Raw genomic sequence first — 16,175 nt, forward strand, 5'->3', positions numbered from 1 at the left:
GCTTGTAACGTGAAGCTGCCCGGAGGGCTCCCCATGAGCTATGTGATCGACCGACGCCTCAATGGCAAGAACAAGAGCACGGTAAACCGTCAGCGTTTCCTGCGGCGCTACCGTGACCACATCAAAAAGGCGGTAGAAGAGGCCGTCAGCCGCCGCTCCATCACCGACATGGAGCATGGCGAACAAATCAGCATTCCCGGCCGGGACATCGATGAACCGGTGCTTCACCATGGCCGCGGCGGCAAACAGACTGTGGTGCACCCCGGCAACAAGGAATTCACCACCGGCGAACATATCCAGCGCCCACAAGGCGGCGGCGGTGGCAAAGGCCCGGGCAAGGCCGGCAACTCCGGCGAAGGCATGGACGAATTCGTGTTCCAGATCACCCAGGAAGAATTCCTCGAATTCATGTTCGAAGACCTGGAACTGCCCAACCTGGTCAAGCGCAACCTCACCGGCACCGACACCTTCAAGACCGTACGCGCAGGCATCAGCAACGAGGGCAACCCTTCGCGCATCAATATCATCCGTACCCTGCGCTCAGCCCATGCACGGCGCATCGCCCTGTCGGGCAGCAGCCGCGCCAAACTCAAGCAGGCCAAGGAAGAGTTGGCACGCTTGAAGCGCGAAGAACCGGACAACTTCGGCGATATCCAGGAAATCGAGGTAGAAATTGAAAAACTCAGCGCGCGCATTCACCGCGTGCCGTTCCTCGATACCTTTGACTTGAAGTACAACCTGCTGGTCAAGCAACCCAACCCCAGCTCCAAGGCGGTGATGTTCTGCCTGATGGACGTTTCCGGCTCCATGACCCAAGCCACCAAGGACATCGCCAAGCGTTTCTTTATCCTGCTGTACCTGTTCCTGAAACGGAACTACGACAAGATCGACGTCGTGTTCATCCGCCATCACACCAGCGCCCGGGAAGTGGACGAAGAGGAGTTTTTCTACTCGCGGGAAACCGGCGGCACCATCGTTTCCAGCGCACTGAAGCTGATGCAGGAGATCATGGCCGAGCGCTACCCCGCCAACGAGTGGAACATCTACGCCGCCCAGGCCTCCGACGGCGACAACTGGAACGACGACTCACCGATCTGCCGGGACATTTTGATCAACCAGATCATGCCGTTCGTGCAGTACTACACTTACGTCGAAATCACCCCCCGTGAGCACCAGGCCCTGTGGTTCGAATACGAGCGCATCGGCGAAGCCTTTGCCGATACGTTCGCCCAGCAGCAACTGGTCTCGGCCGGCGATATCTACCCGGTCTTCCGTGAACTCTTCCAGCGCAGGTTAGTGACATGACCGCCAAAAAAGAGAACAAGCGCCAACCCATTTCCACCGGCTCCGAGTGGACCTTCGAACTGATCCAGGCCTATGACCGGGAAATCAGCCGTATCGCGGCGGGTTATGCCCTGGACACCTACCCCAACCAGATAGAAGTCATCACCGCTGAACAGATGATGGATGCCTATGCCTCGGTGGGCATGCCGCTGGGCTATCACCATTGGTCCTACGGGAAACACTTCCTCAGTACCGAGAAGTCCTACACCCGTGGCCAGATGGGCCTGGCCTACGAGATCGTGATCAACTCCGACCCGTGCATCGCGTACCTGATGGAAGAAAACACCATCTGCATGCAGGCGCTGGTAGTGGCCCATGCCTGCTATGGGCATAACAGTTTCTTCAAGGGCAATTACCTGTTTCGCACCTGGACCGATGCCAGTTCGATCATTGATTACCTGGTGTTCGCCAAGCAATACATCATGCAGTGCGAAGAACGCCACGGTATCGATGCGGTGGAAGATCTGTTGGACTCCTGCCATGCGCTGATGAATTACGGGGTCGATCGCTATAAGCGTCCCTATCCTATTTCCGCCGAAGAGGAGCGCCTGCGCCAGAAGGAACGCGAGGAGCACCTGCAGAAACAGATCAACGACCTGTGGCGCACCATCCCCAAGCGCGCTGACAAGAACAGCGACAAGGACAATGCACGCTTCCCCGCCGAACCTCAGGAAAACATCCTGTACTTCCTGGAAAAACACGCACCGCTGCTGGAACCCTGGCAGCGTGAAATCGTGCGCATCGTGCGCAAGATCGCGCAGTATTTTTACCCACAGCGCCAAACCCAGGTGATGAACGAAGGCTGGGCCACCTTCTGGCATTACACCCTGATGAACGACCTGTACGACGAAGGCCTGGTCACTGACGGCTTTATGATGGAGTTCCTCACGTCCCATACCAGCGTGGTCTTCCAACCAGGCTTCGACAGCCCGTATTACAACGGCATCAACCCCTATGCGCTGGGTTTTGCCATGTACCGCGATATTCGCCGTATGTGCGAGCACCCCACCGAGGAAGACCGCCGCTGGTTCCCGGAAATCGCCGGCAGCGACTGGCTATCGACCATCAAGTTCGCCATGAGTAGCTTCAAGGATGAGAGTTTTATCCTGCAGTACCTGTCGCCCCAGGTGATTCGCGACCTCAAGCTGTTCAGCATCCTGGACGACGACCTCAAGGATGACCTGGTGGTGCCTGCCATCCACGACGAACCCGGCTACCGCATCATTCGCGAAACCCTGGCCGCCCAATACAACCTCGGTAACCGCGAGCCTAACGTGCAGATCTACAGCATCGATGTGCGTGGCGACCGTTCGCTGACCTTGCGTCACCAGCAGCACGACCGCAAACCCTTGGGCGAATCCACTGAGGAAGTGCTCAAGCACCTGCATCGGCTCTGGGGTTTTGATATTCATCTGGAAACCCTGCAGGGCGATCAAGTGATGAAAACCCACCATGTGCCACCGCGCAGCGATCATAACGACAATGACTACGGCCGCCTGGACATGGCCGTCGTTCACCTCTGAAACAGCAAAGCCTCCATTGGCCAGGCTCAGGCGTTATCCTGTGCCGCTAATGGAGGCTTTTTCATGAAAATCTACAAAGTCGGCGGCGCCGTGCGTGATCGCCTTCTGGGCATCGAGGTCACCGATATCGACCGCGTCGTCGTTGGCGCGACGGCCGAAGAGATGCTCGCCAAAGGTTATAAACCGGTGGGCGCTGATTTCCCGGTATTTCTCGACCCGAAGAACGGTGACGAATACGCCCTCGCTCGCACCGAACGCAAGAATGGCCGGGGTTACGGCGGCTTTATATTCCATGCGAGCCCCGACGTTACGCTGGAAGAAGACCTGATCCGGCGTGACCTGACCATCAATGCCATGGCGGAGGACGACGAAGGTAATCTGACTGATCCTTACCACGGCCAACGCGACCTTGAAGCGCGTATTTTACGGCATGTTTCTCCCGCGTTCGCCGAAGATCCACTCCGAGTGCTGCGTGTTGCACGCTTCGCCGCGCGCTATGCGCCTCTGGGCTTCACAGTCGCCCCTGAGACCCTGGCGTTAATGCGCCAACTCAGTGAGTCCGGCGAGCTGGAGGCCCTTACCCCCGAGCGCAGTTGGAAGGAAATCTCACGGGCGCTGATGGAAGCTCAACCCCAGGTATTTATCCAAGCGCTGCGTGACTGCGATGCGCTAAAAACCTTTATGCCGGAGTTGGACGCGCTGTTCGGCGTGCCGCAGCCCGCAGCGCACCACCCGGAAATAGACACCGGCGTGCACACCTTGAGCGTGCTGGAGCAAGCCGCCCTGCACAAGCAACCGCTGAGCGTGCGCTGGGCCTGCCTGCTGCATGACTTGGGCAAAGGCCTGACGCCTGTGGATAAGTTGCCGCAGCATATTGCCCACGAGCAACGCGGCCTGAAGCTGATCAAAGCGGTGAACGAGCGTTTCAAGGTGCCGAGGGATTGCCAGGAATTGGCCTTGCTGGTGGGGCAATATCATACCCATGGGCATCGTGCGCTGGAGCTCAAGGCCTCGACATTGCTGGAGTTGCTGCAAAGTTTCGACGTTTACCGTCGGCCGCAACGCTTTGAAGAATTCGTGGCGGCCTGCGAAATGGACGCTCGGGGCCGACAGGGTTTTGAGCAACGCAGTTATCCACAGGCCGATTATTTGCGGGCAGCGGCGAAGGCTGCACGCGAAGTGCCGGTCGCGCCGTTGCTGGAAAAAGGCTTCAAAGGCCCCGAACTGGGCGAGGCGCTCAAGCGCGAACGACTAAACGCATTGAAAGCCTACAAGGAACAGCAAAAGCCCCTGTAGGAGCGAGCTTGCTCGCGAAGAACCTCAACGATGACGCAGCGCCCTCAGGTTTTTCGCGAGCAAGCTCGGCGCCTACAAAAGAGCTAGCGGCGTGAGTGGCTGACCCTGCCACTCGAACGCCACAGGCGCCAATACCTGATCAATTTGCGCGTCTCGCCACAACTCGGCCATTGTCTTGCCCGCCTCCGGGTGCAGACGCTGCGGCGCCATCATCGACAGCGGCCACAACACAAAGGCGTTTTTCAGAATTTCGGCTCGCGGCAGGACCAAGCCATCAAAATCGCCCACCAGATCGCCATACAACAACACATCGATATCCAGCGGCAGGCCTTTGCGGTCGGGCGCGTAGCGGCCATTGTCGGCCTCGATGGATTTCAAGCGGCGATCCAACTCCATCAATGGCAGGTCGGTATAAGCCGACACCACCAGATTGAAAAACGGCCCGCTCTTGATACCCACCGGCTGGCTTTCGAACACCGCTGAACAGCGCATATTCGTCAAGAAGCCCGCCAACGCATCCAAGCCGGCGCATAAACGAGCCTCGCGCTCGATATTGCTGCCAAGCCCGAGATAAACCTGAGTCAACGACATCCGCGCTCGATCTCCACGCCCACGCCCTTGGCAGCCGGTACCGCGCCGGGCTTGGTCAACTTGAGGTGCAGCCAGGGAATCTGGAATTCACTCATCAGCACTTCGGCCAGGCGCTCGGCAAAGGTTTCCACCAACTGGTACTGGGACTGCTCGGCAAAGGCCTGGATACGCGCAGACACCCTGGCGTAATCCAGTGCCAGGGTCAGGTCATCACCGGCCGCAGCTGGGCGATTATCCCAGGCGAAGCTCAGGTCCAGGCGCAGGCATTGCCGGATTCCGCGCTCCCAGTCGTAAGCCCCGATCACGGTGTCGACTTCCAGGCCTTCGATAAACACTCTGTCCAAGCACTTTTCTCCGCAGCACGACAAGGGCGCGATGCCCCGTTAGAATCAGGGCGTCCTCGCCCGGAATAGTTAGCATGTTTTGGTCACTGGCGATTTTCGCCTACCTGCTCGGCTCGCTGTCCTTCGCCATTTTGCTCAGCCGCTTGACGGGAAATCCCGACCCGCGAATGAGTGGCTCAGGCAATGCCGGCGCCACCAATATGTTGCGCCTGGCCGGCAAGAAACTCGCCGTCCTGACCTTGCTGGGCGACCTGTGCAAGGGCCTGCTGCCCGTGCTGATCGCCAGCCTCGTCGGCCTTAGCTTGCAACAGCAAGCCTGGGTGGGCCTATGTGCCGTCCTGGGCCACCTGTTCCCGTTGTACTTCCGCTTTCGCGGCGGCAAGGGCGTCGCCACAGCGGCCGGCATGCTGCTGGGCATTTACCCACCGGCGGCGTTACTGGCCATGCTCGCCTGGCTGCTGACGTTCTACCTGACCCGCACCAGCTCACTGGCCGCGCTGATTGCCACGCCACTGACCCTACCGTTGCTGGCTTGGCAGGAACCGCAAGCACTGGTGCCGATGAGCGTGCTGACACTGCTGATCGTCTGGCGCCATCGCGGCAATCTACGCGACCTGTTTGCCGGGCGCGAACGGCATTTTTAAATACCCGCCTGAACCCGGCGCCCTTGAACCTTACAACGGCGGCAATTGCTCCATCGGCCAGCGCGCCTGCACGCTGATCGCCAGGCTTTCGTGCTGCCCGGCCTGCAAGCGCTGGCAACCGGCGTAGGCGATCATCGCGCCGTTGTCAGTGCAGAACTCAGGGCGTGCGTAAAACACATTGCCATTCATGTCGCCGAGCATCGTTTCGAGGGAGCTACGCAATGCCTTGTTGGCGCTGACGCCGCCTGCGATCACCAGCCGCTTCATGCCCGCCTGCTTCAGGGCGCGCTTGCACTTGATGGTCAAAGTCTCCACCACAGCCTGCTGGAACGCCAGCGCGATGTCGCAACGGGCTTGCTGGCCGTCGTCCCCGGCGCTGACGCTCTGCTGCCAAGTGTTCAAGGCAGAGGTTTTCAAGCCGCTGAAACTGAACATCAAGCCAGGACGATCACACATCGGCCGCGGGAAGGTGTAGCGACCGGCAACGCCGTTCTCAGCCAGGCGGGCGATTTCCGGACCGCCCGGATAATTAAGCCCCATCATCTTCGCGGTTTTGTCGAACGCTTCGCCGGCAGCATCGTCCAGCGACTCGCCCAACAGCGTGTATTGGCCGATCCCATCCACCTGAACCAGCTGCGTATGCCCCCCCGAAACCAACAAAGCGACGAACGGGAACTCTGGCGGTGTTTTTTCCAGCATGGGCGCCAATAAATGGCCTTCCATATGGTGCACGCCGAGGGCAGGAATGCCCCAGGCAAAGGCCAGCGCCTGGGCGCAAGAGGCCCCAACCAGCAGGGCTCCGACCAATCCTGGCCCTGCCGTGTAGGCGATGGCATCGATCTCGGTTGCCACACAGCCGGCCTCATCCAGCACCTGGCGGATCAGCGGCAGCATGCGCTTGACGTGATCGCGGCTGGCAAGCTCCGGCACCACGCCGCCATAGGCGCGATGCAGGTCGATTTGACTGAACAGTGCATCGGCCAAAAGCCCGCGTTCACTGTCGTATAGTGCGACTCCGGTTTCGTCGCAGGAGGTTTCAAGTCCCAGTACTAGCATGGGTTTGCGCCTTGTAGAGGCTGAATTCGAAGGCGCGCATAATAGTCGCCACTCCCCCTCCCGACTAGCGGTTTTCGATCAGAGGCTTTGCATTCCGGGCAATGAGGGGTTAACATCCGCAACCCTTAAAAACCGACGACCTCAGCCGCGAATTTTTTGCGACGAGAACGTTGATTCCCGGTAATGAAAGAAGGTAGCTCTGGATGCCAGCCGTCAAAGTAAAAGAGAACGAACCCTTCGACGTAGCTCTGCGTCGTTTCAAGCGCTCCTGCGAAAAAGCCGGTGTTCTGGCTGAAGTTCGTAGCCGCGAATTTTATGAGAAGCCAACTTCTGAGCGTAAGCGCAAAGCAGCAGCCGCTGTTAAGCGTCACGCTAAGAAAGTTCAGCGCGAACAGCGCCGCGCCGTTCGTCTGTACTAATACACAGACGTTCGTAGCAAGCTTCTGCCAAGCCCGGCCCTCAGCCGGGCTGTTGGCATTTGCGGATATCGCTTGATGCTTCACCGTCGACGCCGCACATGCGACCGAGACACTGCTTCACACGTCAGGGCTGGCTCTTTTGCCAGCGGTGCACGTCTCTTCTGACGAGCCTAACAAGGCTACTGACGAGCACACCTATTCTTCAAACAGACGATCAACCGTGTCGGCTGTGCCCATCGATGCGTTTCCGAGGCCGCCATTGGCCAAGACCGGACGCCCGGGCAACATTTCCATGCCGAAGACTGATCAGAAACTACCCTCAGTGAATATTCGGCAGATACACTTCCTGATGACCCATGCAGACGATGATGCTCAAGCACTCCATACGTGCGCTTGAACACGTCACGGGCCCTCATTTATACGCAGTGATGACGAGAACGCCATGGCCGGGCTGATTCCCCAGAGCTTTATTGACGACCTTCTGAACCGCACCGACATCGTCGATGTTGTCAGCTCACGCGTACAGCTGAAAAAAGCCGGCAAAAACTACACCGCCTGCTGCCCTTTCCATAAAGAAAAAACCCCATCGTTCAGCGTCAGCCCCGACAAACAGTTTTATTACTGCTTCGGTTGCGGCGCGGGCGGGAACGCCCTGGGCTTCCTGATGGACCACGACAACCTGGACTTCCCCCAGGCCGTCGAGGACCTGGCGAAAGCCGCCGGCATGGAGGTGCCCCGCGAGGACAGTGGTCGCCCGCACAAACCCCGGCAACCCACCGACTCGCCGCTGTACCCGCTACTGACCGCCGCTGCCGACTTTTACCGCCAGGCACTCAAGAGCCATCCGCAGCGCAAGGCCGCTGTCGACTACCTTAAAGGGCGCGGCCTCACCGGCGAAATCGCTCGGGATTTTGGTCTCGGCTTCGCCCCGCCGGGCTGGGACAACCTGTATAAACACCTGAGCAGCGACACCCTCCAGCAAAAGGCCATGATCGATGCCGGCCTGCTGGTAGAAAACGCCGAGACCGGCAAGCGCTATGACCGCTTCCGCGACCGCGTGATGTTCCCGATACGCGACAGCCGTGGCCGTATCATCGCCTTTGGCGGCCGCGTACTCGGGGACGACAAGCCCAAGTACCTGAACTCTCCGGAGACCCCGGTGTTCCACAAGGGCCAGGAACTCTACGGCCTGTTCGAAGCGCGCAAGAACAACCGCAACCTCGACGAAATCATCGTGGTTGAAGGCTATATGGACGTCATTGCCCTGGCCCAACAAGGCTTGCGCAATGCGGTCGCCACCCTCGGCACCGCCACCAGCGAAGAACATTTGAAGCGCCTGTTTCGCGTCGTGCCCAGCGTGCTGTTTTGCTTCGACGGCGACCAGGCTGGCCGCAACGCCGCCTGGCGCGCGCTCGAAGCCACGCTGTCGAGCCTGCAGGATGGCCGCCGCGCACGCTTCCTGTTCCTGCCCGAAGGCGAAGACCCGGACACCCTGGTGCGTTCGGAAGGTACCGACGCGTTCCGCGCACGCATCAATCAACATGCACAGCCGCTGGCGGATTATTTTTTCCAGCAACTGACCGAAGAGGCCGACCCGCGCTCCCTCGAAGGCAAGGCCCATATGGCCACCCTTGCGGCGCCGCTGATCGATAAAGTCCCGGGCGCCAACTTGCGCACGCTGATGCGTCAGCGCCTGCTGGAGATCACCGGTTTGAGCGGCGAAGCCGTAAGCCAGCTGGTGCACAGCGCCCCGCAGGATGCGCCGCCAGCCTACGACCCCGGCATGGATTACGACGCTATGCCGGACTACGCTGATTTTCACCAACCTCAGGAGGCCTTCGCGCCCCAGCAGGAATGGACGCCGAAGAAGCCCGGCGCCGGCGGCAAGAAGTGGGACAAAAAGCCCTGGAGCAAAAACGGCAAACGCGGTGACCGCGATGAAGCCTACGCGCCACGCACACCCGTAGCGGTGGAAGCCCCCACACTGATTGCACTGCGCACACTGATTCACCACCCGCAATTGGCCGGCAAGGTTGAAAGTGCCGACCACTTTGCCAACGAGAGCAACACCTACGCCCAGGTGCTTATCGCACTGATCGAAGCCGTGCAGAAAAACCCTAAGCTAAACTCAATTCAGTTGATGGCTCGCTGGCATGGCACGGAACAGGGCCGTTTATTGCGGGCACTGGCGGAAAAGGAGTGGCTAATTGACGGCGACAACCTTGAACAACAGTTTTTAGACACCATTAATAGGTTATCCGCGGGTCAACACACTCAGACCCTCGACGAACTTATCAAGAGAGCGAGGCAGCCGGGATTATCGGCTGAAGAGCAAATTCAGATAGCAAAACAGATGCGCGACCTCTTAAAACAGAATGTTTACGCATCAAACCCGACCTCAGCTGGCGTGTGAGGTCATAGCTCGGGTATAATCCTCGGCTTGTTTTTTGCCCGCCAAGACCTTCAGTGGATAGGGTGTTATGTCCGGAAAAGCGCAACAGCAGTCTCGTATCAAAGAGTTGATACTTCTTGGTCGTGAGCAGGGTTACCTGACTTACGCGGAGGTCAACGACCACCTGCCTGAGGATATTTCAGATCCTGAGCAGGTGGAAGACATCATCCGCATGATTAACGACATGGGGATCAACGTATTCGAAGTCGCGCCAGATAAGGATTCCCTTATGCTGGCCGACGCTGATACCGACGAGGCCGCCGCTGAGGAAGCTGCTGCCGCGCTGGCTGCAGTAGAGACCGATATCGGCCGCACGACAGACCCGGTGCGCATGTACATGCGCGAAATGGGTACCGTCGAGCTGCTGACACGCGAAGGCGAAATCGAAATCGCCAAGCGTATCGAAGAGGGCATCCGCGAAGTGATGGGCGCAATTGCGCACTTCCCTGGCACGGTTGACCACATTCTCTCCGAGTACACCCGCGTCACCACCGAAGGTGGCCGCCTTTCCGACGTCCTGAGCGGTTATATCGACCCGGACGACGGCATTGCGCCGCCTGCCGCCGAAGTGCCGCCGCCTGTTGATGCGAAAGCCGCAAAAGCGGACGACGACACCGACGACGACGAAGCTGAAAGCAGCGACGACGAAGAAGAAGCCGAAAGCGGTCCAGACCCGGTTATCGCTGCCCAGCGCTTCGGTGCGGTTTCCGATCAAATGGAAATCACCCGCAAGGCCCTGAAAAAGCACGGTCGTGGCAACAAGCAGGCGATTGCCGAGCTGGTGGCCCTGGCTGAGCTGTTCATGCCGATCAAGCTAGTGCCCAAGCAGTTCGAAGGCCTGGTTGAGCGTGTTCGCAGTGCCCTTGAGCGTCTGCGTGCCCAAGAGCGTGCAATCATGCAGCTCTGTGTGCGTGATGCGCGCATGCCGCGTACCGATTTCCTGCGCCAGTTCCCGGGCAACGAAGTTGACGAAAGCTGGAGCGACGCACTGGCCAAGGGCAAGGCGAAATACGCCGAAGCCATTGGTCGCCTGCAGCCCGATATCATCCGTTGCCAGCAGAAGCTGACCGCGCTTGAGACCGAAACCGGCCTGACGATTGCAGAAATCAAAGACATCAACCGTCGCATGTCGATCGGTGAGGCCAAGGCCCGCCGCGCGAAGAAAGAGATGGTTGAAGCGAACTTGCGTCTGGTGATCTCCATCGCCAAGAAGTACACCAACCGTGGCCTGCAATTCCTTGATCTGATCCAGGAAGGCAACATCGGCTTGATGAAGGCGGTGGACAAGTTCGAATACCGTCGCGGCTACAAGTTCTCGACTTATGCCACCTGGTGGATCCGTCAGGCGATCACTCGCTCGATCGCCGACCAGGCCCGCACCATCCGTATTCCGGTGCACATGATCGAGACCATCAACAAGCTCAACCGTATTTCCCGGCAGATGTTGCAGGAAATGGGTCGCGAACCGACCCCGGAAGAGCTGGGTGAACGCATGGAGATGCCTGAGGATAAAATCCGCAAGGTATTGAAGATCGCTAAAGAGCCGATCTCCATGGAAACGCCGATTGGTGATGACGAAGACTCCCATCTGGGTGACTTCATCGAAGACTCGACCATGCAGTCGCCAATCGATGTCGCCACTGTTGAGAGCTTGAAAGAAGCGACTCGCGACGTACTGTCCGGCCTCACTGCCCGTGAAGCCAAGGTACTGCGCATGCGTTTCGGCATCGACATGAATACCGACCACACCCTTGAGGAAGTCGGTAAGCAGTTTGACGTGACCCGTGAGCGGATCCGTCAGATCGAAGCCAAGGCGCTGCGCAAGTTGCGCCACCCGACGCGAAGCGAGCATCTGCGCTCCTTCCTCGACGAGTGATACCAGAACCCCCGGCCCAGGCCGGGGGTTTTGCTTTCTACCGACCGCTTTCCACAGATTAACTGCCCCGCATCACCCCGCCCCCGCAATGCCCGTCTACACTCGAGACATTCCCCGTGCCATAACGAGACCGTTATGCCCAGATTGCCGACCGTGATACTGCTGTCGCTGCTGACCTGGACCGCAACGGCTGGCGCGTTGACTCTTACGGATGATGAGCGTAGCTGGTTGGCGGACCATCAGGAGCTGCGCCTCGGCGTGGACGCGTCCTGGCCACCGTTTGAATATCGCGATGAAAATGGCCGATATCAGGGCCTGGCGGCCGATTACGTACGCCTACTCCAAGACCGTCTGGGCGTTCGAATCAAACTGATCGAACCAGTTAACTGGACCGCGGTGCTTGAACAAGCCCGCAATAACCAGCTCGACCTGCTGCCTGGCATCATGTCCACCCCCGAACGCCAGAATTTCCTGGCCTTCACACGCCCCTATCTCGACTTTCCCATCGTCATCCTGGCCCATGAAGGCGGCGCGAAACCCCGCAGCCTCAAGGATTTGTACGGGCTGAAAATTGCCGTGGTGGAAAACTACGCGCCCCATGAACTGCTGCGTACCCACCATCCGGACCTGAATCTGGTGGCGATGCCCAACGTCAGTTCGACGCTGCAAGCCCTGGCCACCGATGAAGTGGATGCCGTAGTCGGCGACCTGGCCTCCAGCGTCTGGAGCTTGCGCCAACTCAAGCTCGACGGCCTGTACGTCAGCGGCGAAACGCCCTACCGCTACCAACTGGCCATGGGCGTGCCGCGGGATGAGAAAATCCTGGTGGGCATCTTGGACAAAGTCCTCGCCGACCTCAGTTCAGCCGAAACTGATGCGATCCAGCAACACTGGGTCGGTAGTTTCACCGATCACCGCACCTTCTGGGCTGACCTGCTCACGTACGGCCTGCCAGCGGTGCTGCTATTGAGCACGGTGCTGGCAATCGTCATTCGGATCAATCGCCGGCTCAGCTCGGAAATTTCCCGCCGGGTCGCCCTTGAGCAAGAATTGCGTAGCAGCGAGTACCACTATCGCGGCCTGGTGGAGAGCTTGTCCGCCATCGCCTGGGAAGCAAGCATCAGCGACTTCACCTACAGCTACGTGTCGCCCCATGCTGAAGAGCTGCTCGGCTATCCCCGCGCCCATTGGCTGATTCCAGGTTTCTGGCGCAACATCATCCACCCCGCCGACCTGACCCGTGCCGAGGCCTATTGCTATCGGGAAACCCGTGCCAATCGTGATCACAGCATTGATTACCGGGTCATCACCGCTGATGGCCGCTGCCTGTGGGTACGTGACATTGTCAGCCTGATCGAACACGGCCATGAGCCGGTGCTGCGCGGCCTGATGATCGACATCAGCGAAGCCAAGCGCACCGAAGAAGCCCTGCAACTGTCCGAGCAGAAATTTGCCTCGGTGTTTCAGCAGTGCCCCGACATTCTGGTGATTGCCCGGTTGTCTGATGGCTGCCTGCTGGAGGTCAACAAGGCATTCGAGGACCAGATTGGCCTGCGCGCCGACGAGGTGGTGGGCAAAACCGCCCCCGACCTGAATATATGGGGTATTCAAGGGGGCGGCCCGGATTTGCTGCAACGAGTACAGACCACCAGCATCCGCAACCTGGAAATGCCCTTTCTGCGCAGCAATGGCCAGGCCTTTACCGGGCTGATCTCAGCCGAGCCGTTCCAACTCGACACCACCGAAGCCTTGGTGGTGGTGGTGCGGGATATCACCCAGCTCAAGGAAACCCAACAGCGACTGCAAACCTCCGAAGAAAAGTTTGCCAAAGCCTTCCATGCCTCCCCCGATGGCTTGCTGCTGAGCCGCCAGAGCGACGGCCTGCTGATCGAAGTAAACGAGGGTTTCAGCCACCTGACCGGCTTCACCAGCGCCTCTTCACTCGACCAATCAGCCCTCGACCTGGGCATCTGGGTCGACCTCAACGAACGCAAGCACATGCTGGAATTGATGCAGCGCGACGGTTTTGTCCGCGATTTCATCTGCCATATCCGTCGTGCCGACGGCCAGATTCGCCTGTGCGAAGTGTCCAGCCGCCCGCTGCCGATTGGCGACGAAGATTGCATGCTGACCATCGCCCGGGACATCACCGAACGCCAGTTGATGCAGGAAAAACTGCAGCAGGCCGCCACGGTGTTCGAAAGTACCGCCGAAGGTGTCTTGATTACCGACACACGGCAGAACATCAGCGCCGTCAACCGCGCCTTCACTGAGATTACCGGCTATAGCGAGGTTGAAGCCCTTGGCCATACCCCGCGTCTGCTTGCCTCCGGCCTGCATGACAGCGCGTTCTATGCGGCCATGTGGCACCAGTTGACGACCCACGGCCACTGGCAAGGCGAGATTTCCAACCGCCGCAAGAACGGCGAGGTGTACCCGAGTTGGTTGACCATCAGTGCCGTGCGTAACCGCGAGCACTTGGTTACGCATTTCGTTGCCGTGTTCGCCGACATCTCCAGCCTCAAACTGGCCCAGGCACGCCTGGACTATCAGGCCCACCACGACCCATTGACCGGCCTGCCCAACCGCACCCTGTTTGAAAACCGGCTGCAGGCCGCCCTCAACGGCCAGCAGGAAAGTGGCAAGCAGGGCGCTGTGCTGTTTCTCGACCTCGACCGCTTCAAACACATCAACGACAGCCTCGGCCACCCGGTCGGCGACCTGCTGCTCAAAGACATCGCGGTACGCCTCAAGGAGCAATTGCGGGACGTGGACACCGTTGCTCGCCTGGGCGGCGACGAATTCATCATCCTGCTGCCCGGCTTGCAACAGGCCAGCGACGCCCAACACTTGGCGAATAAACTGCTCGACTGCTTTACCCCGCCCTTCCAGGCCGGCGAGCATGAGTTCTTTATCAGCGCCAGTATCGGCACCAGCCTGTATCCACAAGACGGTACCGACGTGGCCACCCTGGTCAAAAATGCCGACGCCGCAATGTATCGCTCCAAGGCCAAAGGGCGTAACCGGGTCGAGCGCTATACCCGCGACCTGACCGCCCAGGCCAATGAACGCGTAGCGCTGGAGCACGAACTGCGCCGCGCCATCGAGCGTGAAGAATTGAGCCTGTATTACCAACCCAAACGCAGCCTGGTCACCCAGCAACTGATCGGCGCCGAAGCCTTGATCCGCTGGCATCACCCGACGCTGGGCGAGGTCCCGCCCGAGCACTTTATTGCCCTGGCCGAAGAGAACGGCACGATCCTGCAAATCGGCGACTGGGTACTGGAACAGGCCTGCCGGCAGCTGCATGCGTGGCAAGCGGCTTTCGAGGATTTCGGCCCCCTGTCGGTCAACCTCGCAGGCGCGCAACTGCGTCACCCCAACCTGCTGTCACGTATAGAACAACTGCTGCGCGATTACCGCCTCGAACCCGGCTGCCTGCAACTGGAAATCACCGAAAACTTCATCATGAGCCAAGCCGAAGAAGCGCTCGCGGTATTGCACCAACTCAAGCGCCTGGGCGTCCAGCTGGCAATCGATGATTTCGGCACCGGTTATTCATCCCTCAGCTACCTCAAGCGCCTGCCCCTGGACTTCCTCAAGATCGACCAATCCTTCGTCCGCGGCTTGCCCGACGACCCTCACGATGCAGCCATCGTGCGCGCCATCATCGCCCTGGGCCACAGCATGCAATTCACCATCATCGCCGAAGGCGTGGAAACCCCGGCGCAACAAGCATTCCTCGCGGCTGAAGGGTGCGAACAGATGCAAGGCTACATCGTCAGCCTGCCCCTGCCGCCGGAGCTTTTTGCCGCCAGCTTCCTTCGTACGAAGCTGGAGGATTTTTCGGATGGCACAGTGAACAATCCATCGTTATAATCCGCGACCTACTGAGGGCCTATAGCTCAGTTGGTTAGAGCAGGGGACTCATAATCCCTTGGTCGTAGGTTCGAGTCCTACTGGGCCCACCACACAAAAAAGCCGCGCATTGCGCGGCTTTTGCGTATCTGGCTGAATCATTTTGTCAGCAGGGCCAAGCCTGTAACATGCCTGCTCACTGCCCTCCCGCACTGGAGCTCTCCCCTTGCCCGCCCTAGACGAAATCGACCGCCAACTGATCGCCGCCCTGCAGCTCAACGCCCGTGAAAGCGTGGCCATGCTCGCCCGGCAGTTGGGCATCGCGCGTACCACCGTCACGTCGCGTCTGGCACGCCTGGAGAAGACCCAGGTCATCACCGGTTACGGCGTGCGCCTGGGCCAGCGCGTTGCGGATGGTGGGTTGCAGGCTTATGTGGGCATTACCGTGCAACCCCGTTCGGGCAAAGAGGTGTTGCGCAGGCTGAGCGCCATGGCCCAGGTGCAGCAGTTGTGCGCAGTGAGTGGGGAGTTCGATTACGTGGCTTGGCTGCGCACCGATTCGCCGGAGCAACTGGACCAATTGCTGGACCAGATCGGCAGTGTCGACGGCGTGGAGAAAACCACCACCTCGATCATCCTCAGTAACAAATTGGATCGCGGACAACCAATCTGATCATTATATTCGTCATATTGACTAAAACTAGTGCAATACGACGACACATTGCGTCTTATTAACGAGCGCTACGCTCCCTAAACTGGCTGCCATCTTTTC

General features: G+C 59.3%; 12 protein-coding genes and 1 tRNA gene. 10 read left to right on the forward strand and 3 right to left on the reverse strand.

Annotation, left to right across the window (positions count from 1 at the left end; genetic code table 11):
* Positions 1 to 33: 33 nt before the first annotated feature.
* From PSH76_RS27575 to PSH76_RS27585, 3 genes are all read left to right on the forward strand, one after another.
* Positions 34 to 1,305 carry a YeaH/YhbH family protein gene (locus PSH76_RS27575; protein WP_098950197.1) on the forward strand — a complete coding sequence of 424 codons (1,272 nt, stop codon included), beginning with the start codon at positions 34 to 36 and terminating at the stop codon, positions 1,303 to 1,305.
* Positions 1,302 to 2,867, forward strand: coding sequence for a SpoVR family protein (locus tag PSH76_RS27580; protein ID WP_003194736.1), 1,566 nt, complete (start codon positions 1,302 to 1,304; stop codon positions 2,865 to 2,867). Before PSH76_RS27575 ends, PSH76_RS27580 begins: the two co-directional genes overlap by 4 nt.
* Before the next feature lie 63 nt (positions 2,868 to 2,930).
* A complete protein-coding gene (locus tag PSH76_RS27585; protein ID WP_305493247.1) occupies positions 2,931 to 4,163 on the forward strand; it encodes a multifunctional CCA addition/repair protein in 1,233 nt (410 codons plus the stop codon).
* A 72-nt stretch (positions 4,164 to 4,235) separates the two neighbouring features.
* Here PSH76_RS27585 and folK read toward each other — a convergent pair whose 3' ends face one another.
* The gene (gene folK / locus PSH76_RS27590; RefSeq protein ID WP_305493248.1) at positions 4,236 to 4,754 is read right to left on the reverse strand and encodes a 2-amino-4-hydroxy-6-hydroxymethyldihydropteridine diphosphokinase; all 519 of its coding nucleotides are present in this window, start codon (positions 4,752 to 4,754) and stop codon (positions 4,236 to 4,238) included.
* Positions 4,745 to 5,098 carry a dihydroneopterin aldolase gene (folB, locus tag PSH76_RS27595; RefSeq protein ID WP_032895029.1) on the reverse strand — a complete coding sequence of 118 codons (354 nt, stop codon included), beginning with the start codon at positions 5,096 to 5,098 and terminating at the stop codon, positions 4,745 to 4,747. The genes folK and folB overlap by 10 nt, the downstream gene beginning before the upstream one ends.
* Positions 5,099 to 5,172: 74 nt before the next feature.
* Here folB and plsY point away from each other — a divergent pair, with 74 nt between their 5' ends.
* Positions 5,173 to 5,742 (forward strand): glycerol-3-phosphate 1-O-acyltransferase PlsY, encoded by a 570-nt coding sequence (gene plsY / locus PSH76_RS27600; RefSeq protein ID WP_032895027.1) that lies wholly within the window; start codon positions 5,173 to 5,175, stop codon positions 5,740 to 5,742.
* Between the two features lie 30 nt (positions 5,743 to 5,772).
* Here the strand turns inward: plsY and tsaD are convergent, their stop codons facing one another.
* On the reverse strand, positions 5,773 to 6,798 hold the full coding sequence (gene tsaD, locus PSH76_RS27605; RefSeq protein WP_098950195.1) for a tRNA (adenosine(37)-N6)-threonylcarbamoyltransferase complex transferase subunit TsaD: 1,026 nt from the start codon (positions 6,796 to 6,798) through the stop codon (positions 5,773 to 5,775).
* Positions 6,799 to 7,001: 203 nt separating this feature from the next.
* On the opposite strand from tsaD, the gene rpsU reads away from it, so the two are divergent.
* The 6 genes from rpsU to PSH76_RS27635 all read left to right on the forward strand — a co-directional run bounded on the left by rpsU (position 7,002) and on the right by PSH76_RS27635 (position 16,076).
* The gene (gene rpsU / locus PSH76_RS27610) at positions 7,002 to 7,217 is read left to right on the forward strand and encodes a 30S ribosomal protein S21 (RefSeq protein WP_002551877.1); all 216 of its coding nucleotides are present in this window, start codon (positions 7,002 to 7,004) and stop codon (positions 7,215 to 7,217) included.
* Positions 7,218 to 7,659: 442 nt separating this feature from the next.
* Positions 7,660 to 9,630 carry a DNA primase gene (dnaG, locus tag PSH76_RS27615; protein ID WP_138762841.1) on the forward strand — a complete coding sequence of 657 codons (1,971 nt, stop codon included), beginning with the start codon at positions 7,660 to 7,662 and terminating at the stop codon, positions 9,628 to 9,630.
* Positions 9,631 to 9,697: 67 nt separating this feature from the next.
* A complete protein-coding gene (rpoD, locus tag PSH76_RS27620; RefSeq protein WP_003194751.1) occupies positions 9,698 to 11,545 on the forward strand; it encodes an RNA polymerase sigma factor RpoD in 1,848 nt (615 codons plus the stop codon).
* Positions 11,546 to 11,680: 135 nt separating this feature from the next.
* A complete protein-coding gene (locus tag PSH76_RS27625) occupies positions 11,681 to 15,424 on the forward strand; it encodes a bifunctional diguanylate cyclase/phosphodiesterase (RefSeq protein ID WP_305493249.1) in 3,744 nt (1,247 codons plus the stop codon).
* Positions 15,425 to 15,439: 15 nt separating this feature from the next.
* Positions 15,440 to 15,516, forward strand: a tRNA-Ile gene (locus PSH76_RS27630).
* 113 nt (positions 15,517 to 15,629) lie between these two features.
* A complete protein-coding gene (locus PSH76_RS27635) occupies positions 15,630 to 16,076 on the forward strand; it encodes an Lrp/AsnC family transcriptional regulator (RefSeq protein WP_003194755.1) in 447 nt (148 codons plus the stop codon).
* The last annotated feature ends 99 nt before the right edge of the window (positions 16,077 to 16,175 follow it).

Source organism: Pseudomonas sp. FP215, assembly GCF_030687795.1.
GTDB classification, from domain to species: domain Bacteria; phylum Pseudomonadota; class Gammaproteobacteria; order Pseudomonadales; family Pseudomonadaceae; genus Aquipseudomonas; species Aquipseudomonas salmasensis.

Bases quoted from the DNA above. Each gene is read 5' to 3' on its own strand.
- PSH76_RS27575 (WP_098950197.1), top strand. From the start codon at position 34: ATGAGCTATGTGATCGACCGACGCCTCAATGGCAAGAACAAGAGCACG.
- PSH76_RS27580 (WP_003194736.1), top strand. From the start codon at position 1,302: ATGACCGCCAAAAAAGAGAACAAGCGCCAACCCATTTCCACCGGCTCC.
- PSH76_RS27585 (WP_305493247.1), top strand. From the start codon at position 2,931: ATGAAAATCTACAAAGTCGGCGGCGCCGTGCGTGATCGCCTTCTGGGC.
- folK (WP_305493248.1), bottom strand. From the start codon at position 4,754: ATGTCGTTGACTCAGGTTTATCTCGGGCTTGGCAGCAATATCGAGCGC.
- plsY (WP_032895027.1), top strand. From the start codon at position 5,173: ATGTTTTGGTCACTGGCGATTTTCGCCTACCTGCTCGGCTCGCTGTCC.
- tsaD (WP_098950195.1), bottom strand. From the start codon at position 6,798: ATGCTAGTACTGGGACTTGAAACCTCCTGCGACGAAACCGGAGTCGCA.
- rpsU (WP_002551877.1), top strand. From the start codon at position 7,002: ATGCCAGCCGTCAAAGTAAAAGAGAACGAACCCTTCGACGTAGCTCTG.
- dnaG (WP_138762841.1), top strand. From the start codon at position 7,660: ATGGCCGGGCTGATTCCCCAGAGCTTTATTGACGACCTTCTGAACCGC.
- rpoD (WP_003194751.1), top strand. From the start codon at position 9,698: ATGTCCGGAAAAGCGCAACAGCAGTCTCGTATCAAAGAGTTGATACTT.
- PSH76_RS27625 (WP_305493249.1), top strand. From the start codon at position 11,681: ATGCCCAGATTGCCGACCGTGATACTGCTGTCGCTGCTGACCTGGACC.